This window comes from Algoriphagus faecimaris, assembly GCF_900101705.1.
Taxonomy (GTDB): domain Bacteria; phylum Bacteroidota; class Bacteroidia; order Cytophagales; family Cyclobacteriaceae; genus Algoriphagus; species Algoriphagus faecimaris.
Genome location: NZ_FNAC01000067.1, coordinates 6,277 through 11,936 on the forward strand (window position 1 = coordinate 6,277; position 5,660 = coordinate 11,936).

General features: G+C 41.3%; 5 protein-coding genes. 3 read left to right on the forward strand and 2 right to left on the reverse strand.

The window, feature by feature from the left end:
• The first annotated feature begins 336 nt into the window (after nt 1-336).
• The 3 genes from BLQ57_RS19940 (at nt 337) to BLQ57_RS19950 (ending at nt 5,132) form a co-directional block, all read left to right on the forward strand.
• A complete protein-coding gene (locus BLQ57_RS19940; RefSeq protein WP_087939711.1) occupies nt 337-1,149 on the forward strand; it encodes a polysaccharide biosynthesis/export family protein in 813 nt (270 codons plus the stop codon).
• A gap of 5 nt (nt 1,150-1,154) precedes the next feature.
• Nucleotides 1,155-3,599 carry a GumC family protein gene (locus BLQ57_RS19945; RefSeq protein WP_087939710.1) on the forward strand — a complete coding sequence of 815 codons (2,445 nt, stop codon included), beginning with the start codon at nt 1,155-1,157 and terminating at the stop codon, nt 3,597-3,599.
• Nucleotides 3,600-3,971: 372 nt separating this feature from the next.
• Nucleotides 3,972-5,132, forward strand: a complete 1,161-nt coding sequence (locus BLQ57_RS19950; protein ID WP_087939709.1) for a glycosyltransferase family 4 protein — start codon at nt 3,972-3,974, stop codon at nt 5,130-5,132.
• 9 nt (nt 5,133-5,141) lie between these two features.
• Here BLQ57_RS19950 and BLQ57_RS19955 read toward each other — a convergent pair whose 3' ends face one another.
• Complete coding sequence (locus BLQ57_RS19955) at nt 5,142-5,378, reverse strand: hypothetical protein (RefSeq protein WP_087939708.1); 237 nt, start codon at nt 5,376-5,378, stop codon at nt 5,142-5,144.
• A complete protein-coding gene (locus BLQ57_RS21030; protein ID WP_139162840.1) occupies nt 5,360-5,545 on the reverse strand; it encodes a hypothetical protein in 186 nt (61 codons plus the stop codon). Before BLQ57_RS21030 ends, BLQ57_RS19955 begins: the two co-directional genes overlap by 19 nt.
• Nucleotides 5,546-5,660: the final 115 nt, after the last annotated feature.

A 5,660-nucleotide genomic window follows, 5' to 3' on the forward strand; every position in this document is an offset into this window, starting at 1 on the left:
AAGGATCTGCAACATCCAAACTTCCATTCTTCCAAACTTCCTGACAACTTCCCATCAATTAAACAGTTCGACAGTTCATCAATCCTGCTTGTGGGGAACCTTGAACCCTGAACAACCCTGACTCAAAACTCCAACGCACTCCCTATCAATTCCCTAGTTAATCAATTCATTAGTTCATCATCTGCCTCCCCTTCATCAATACAAAATACACTTACCTGTATTTCAAATACATTGACAAAAAACCTTTACCTACGCTTGTACATTTTTCATCCCTTTTTTACAGATTTTACCTAAGTTTGTCCAGTTTTTGACCAGTTTATCAAAACCTTATTTATTATGCGGAAGCTGCGCGCAGGGCTTTATCTTTCCCTGATATTTTTCATAGCCATCGGCTGTGTATCCAATGAGAAAATCATCTACCTCCAAAATCTGGAAAATTATCCTGAAATTAAAGAGGGGGAATTGATCGAATATGAAATCCCGGACTACAAACTCCAATACAATGACATCATCGATGTCAATGTCCAAACCGCCCAGGATATTATTGAAAAAGGATTTAATAATACGCCAACGGGAATGAATAATCAGATGGGAGCAATGGCAGGTCAAACTGGAGGAGATATTTATTACATGACCGGCTACTCTGTAGATAAAAATGGAATGATTAAGCTTCCCATTGTCGGTGATGTTATGGTGAAAGACCTTACCCTAGAAGAAGCGCGTGTTGCAATTGAGGAAAAGCTTAGAGAGTTTTTGAAAAATGAAATTTTCGTTAAAGTAAAATTGGGAGGAATCCGATATGCTGCTTTAGGTGAATTTAGAAGGGCTGGTAAATTTGTAGTACTTCAAGACAGAATGACCATTTTTGAGGCGGTTGCCAATGCAGGAGATCTTACCAATATCGCCAAAAGAGATCAAATTCTGCTCATCCGCCAATATCCCGACGGAACCCGATTGCATCGAATCAACCTCAACGATAGAAATATCATTCGCTCTCCTTTCTACTTCATACAACCTAATGACCAACTGTATGCCGAACCTATGAAAGTTCGTGAGGTAGGTGCAGGGGAAAATGCAGCTCAATCTCTCTCTTTGGTGATCTCCGCCATCACGGTATCCGTACTTTTGATCAATACCTTTACCCGTTAATACTGATGTATCCGAATCAACCTAATCCAACTAATACCAACCCCAACCCGTTCTTGGTCAATCAAGAGGATGAAATTGATCTGAAAGTTCTTCTCTTTAATTATTTGCAATATTGGCCTGCAATTCTCCTTTGTATGTTTTTGGGTGTACTGGTTGCCTTTTTCTTTAATAGGTACACTACTCCAGTCTACAAAGTGGAATCAACCATTCTAGTGGTTGACGATAAACCTACGCTGGGTGCTGACCTATTTGAATCTGCAGGATTGGGCATTCAGGGTAAAAGCAACATTGACAATGAAATGGGGATTTTGAAATCCTATTCTTTGGCTGAATCTACCATTCAAGAAATGGACTTGAATGTGGCCTATTTCCAAGATGATTTGTTCAAGCCAAGACAAATCTATGGGAATACCCCCTTTTATGTTTCTTTGGATTGGAACCAAGCCCAGCTGGTAGGCGGACTTTTTCGGATGGAAGTTTTGGATAACAATACCTTCGAATTAAGCATTGAAGAGGATGCTTTCTCCGTCTTTAACCCCAAGGATCCTTTTTATAAAAGCAGATTAGAAAACTTTTCCTTACCCAAATCTATCTACTCATTTGGGGAGGAAATTAAAGGTGAGTTTTATCATTTTACCATCAATTTGATCTCAGGCCTACCTGGCGAAATCTATTTTTTTAGAATGATTGATACGCCAAGCCTTGCTTTGTCCATGCGAAATGATTTACAGGCCGCCCCTCTAAATAAGCAGGCCGCCATCTTGACCCTTTCCATGGAAACTCCCCTGAGAAGATTAGGGGAAAATTACATCAATACCCTGATGGAGCAATACCTCAAAAGGGAATTGGATGAAAAGAACCAAGCCTCTGAAAATACCATCCGCTTCATCGAACAGCAATTAAGCGGCATTTCTGATTCCCTCGAATACTCCGAAAGCCAACTCCAAGAATACCGATCCAAAAATCGAATCTTCAACCTTTCCCAAGAAGGTTCCCTGATTTTTGAACGCTTGACCGAACTCGAAAAAGAGAAAAGTCAAATTCAGCTGAACCTAAAATACCTGGAAACCCTACAGTCTTATCTGGATAATAATCAATTGGGAGATTTGGTAGCACCGGCCATTGTGGGAGTTAGCGACGCATTGCTTACTTCATTGGTCGAAAGCCTCTCCGAACTCCAAGCAGACCGGGCAAGAATATCGGCCACTTTCAATGATCAAACCCCTCAGATGAGGGATATTAACTCCCGGATTCAAAGCACCTCCAATGCCCTAAAGGAAAATGTCCGATCTGCAGTTCAGAACTCTCAGAATACTTTGGCAGATGTCAATAGCCGTATTCAAATGATCGAACGGGACATCAATGCTCTTCCTGCCACAGAAAGAAACTTACTGAGCTATACCCGGCAGTTTACGATCAACGAGAATATTTACATCTACCTGCTTCAGAAAAAAGCAGAAGCTGAAATCACCATGGCATCCAATATGCCTAAAAATAAGATATTGGATTATGCAAAGGCGGGACAACAGCCTGTAGCACCTAAGCGAAGTTTAAATTTATTGATCGGGTTGATCTTAGGACTAATCATTCCTATCGGTTTCATCACCGTAAAAGACTTCTTAAATACAAAAATTGAAGATCCTAAAGAACTGGAAAAAGCCATCAAAGTGCCTCTGATTTCCATGATTGGAAGAAGTATGACAGAGGATAATCTGCCGGTATTGAATAATCCTAGGTCCACAGTTACCGAGTCATTCCGTTCTCTCAGGGCTGATATGTCCTACCTCAGTCCTAACCGGGATAAGTTTGCAGTACTCTTCACCTCTTCCATCTCAGGAGAAGGAAAAACCTTTGTCTCTATCAACATGGCCTCTGTTTTCTCCCTGATGGGGAAAAAGACCATCCTTATCGGCTTGGATCTTCGCAAGCCTAAAATTGCAGAGGATTTTGGGCTGCCTAATGACAAAGGGATGAGTACCGCCCTAAGCTCTGATATTTCCTGGAAAGAGGTTGTCAAATCCACCGGTCATAAAGACCTCGATGTGATTCTTTCCGGACCCATTCCTCCTAATCCGGCCGAACTCCTTCTTCAGGATAAATTTGGCAAGATCATAGAAGAAATCAAACAGGCTTACGATGTGGTAATCTTTGACTGTCCACCGGTAGGGTTGGTATCCGAGACAAAAGAACTCTTCAGCTTTGCCGATATCTCTTTCTTTGTTTTCCGTCAGGGTTACTCGATGAAGGGTAATACTGAAGTGCTCAACAACCTGGTAGAAAAGGGTGGAGTTTCTAAAATCTATGGTATCCTAAATGACGTCCATATAGACAAGGGTTATGGCTACGGATATGGCTACGGATATGGTTACGGTTACGGAGGAAATTCCTACGGTTACCATGAGGAAGTCCAATTGCCTTGGTGGAAAAGAGCCCTGAGAAGAAGAAGTTAACTAATTTATTAACTCATAAATCAATCAGGTCCCCAATTCAATCTGATTTTCAGGTGCAATCAGTTTTAGCCTAGCCAGAAAAATAGAATTGTCCCTTGCTTCTGCAGTTGTGAAATCGGCATCAATTTATGTTGTGCGCATCAAGCAGAGATGCAAGGAGAGGGGGAGTAAAATTTTCTTGTAGCCAATAAGATGGATATAAATTTCATTATATAACCATGAAAATGTATTTGATTGGTAGATAATATTTCTTGAAATGAAATTTTGAGAATTTACAAAATTTCAAATAACTATCTCATTGATTAATAAATTGTTAATGGCAAGGCATTTGTAATCAGTTTTATTAAATTTGAATCGTTAAACGTTTTTATCATGTTTTTTTTCCTAGCAGCACTTTCGGCTTTTTCAGTGGGTATGTTGAGTATGCCGATACTGATCAAGGTTCTTCGAAAAGCAAAAATCGGAGATACCCCGGGTGGACGAAAAATTCACACATCGTTCATCCCCTCAATGGGAGGAATCGCCATCTTCATTGCGGCCTTGGTAGCCATGGCGATCTGGGCTTGGCAGTTTTCCCTTCCTGACATTCGCTACCTGCTTGGCGCTATTGTAATCATGTTTTTTGTTGGGCTTAGAGATGATATGGTCGAACTCAAAGCAAGCCAAAAAATCGTAGGTCAGTTGATTGCAGTGATCTTGGTGGTAGTAGCAGCTGACATTCGTATTAAAGATCTCCATGGTTTTTTAGGTATCGACGAACTTCCCTTGCTCGTATCGTATGGTTTTTCAGCCTTTGTACTCTTGGCTTTGACCAATGCCTTCAATTTGATTGATGGACTCGATGGCTTGGCTGGTTCTATGGCACTCCTTGTATTTGGTTTCTTAGGAACTTGGTTTATGCTACAGGGACTGGAAAGTTATGCGGTGCTTTCTTTTGTCTTTTTAGGAAGCATTGTAGCGTTTTTAGCCTTCAATTGGCATCCTGCCAAGATCTTTATGGGAGATACCGGATCCTTAATGTTGGGATTCACCCAAGGCGCACTGATTTTAGCATTCATGGAGCACAATGCCGCCTTGCCTGCGGGTGATTTTATGCATTTCAAACCGGTATTTACAGTGGGGATTGTATTAATGCTCTATCCACTTTACGACATGGCAAGGGTATTTGCTAGGAGAATTTCCCAAGGAAAAGGACCTATGTCTCCCGACAAAAGCCACATTCATCATTTCATGATGAGAATGGGCTTGAGACACGATCAAGTGGCCTTGACGCTAGGAGCATTACAATTCGGATTTATCCTTTTGATTTTCTTGATGGGAGATCTTTCTGATCACATTGCCCTTCCTGTGATTTCATTTTTGGCATTATTTCTAGGGTACAGGTTGGACAAAATCACCGTCAAGTATGTAAAAAGGAAAGTGCAGAAACAACCTCGTGTCCTTGAATTAAAAAGCAGGAATACCGCTAAAAAACATGCTAAAGCAAGTGTAGAAGCAAAAGAGTTACAATCTTCAAAAATCAATTTGAATTAAACTCCTTCATCAATAGACAAAGGATATTGCCCTTGCCTGATGCCATGCCCAATTTGGCGCAAAGTCTTCCGCTCCTCGGAATTTGAAATCCCGAGTTCCTATCGTAGGATTTTCAATCCAAAAACTACTGAATCTTTGTGTTTTTACCATCCAAAGTCCTATTAGACGCAATCCATGCCTTGCTTCCTTTAAGTAATCAAGCGTATATGAAGCAGCGGCAAGGATGTCTATCTTCCAAACTTCCATTCCTCCAAACTTCCTATCAATTCCTCAGCTCCCCAATATTTCTTGGCCGTGGCAGGAACCTTGAATCCAGAACCCTTTACAATTCCTTCCCAAAACTCCATCGCACTTCCTCTCAATTCATCAATAATCGTTTCCATTCGCCACGGCGAACAAGTTCTTGCTGGCATAGGTATCGAGATTTCCGAGAAAACCACGGGCCAGCGCTGGCACCGTCGTAAAACCTAATACCCCGCATTTCGCAGTTCGTTCCTCACTGCTTCATACGGGGCTACTCATAGTTTG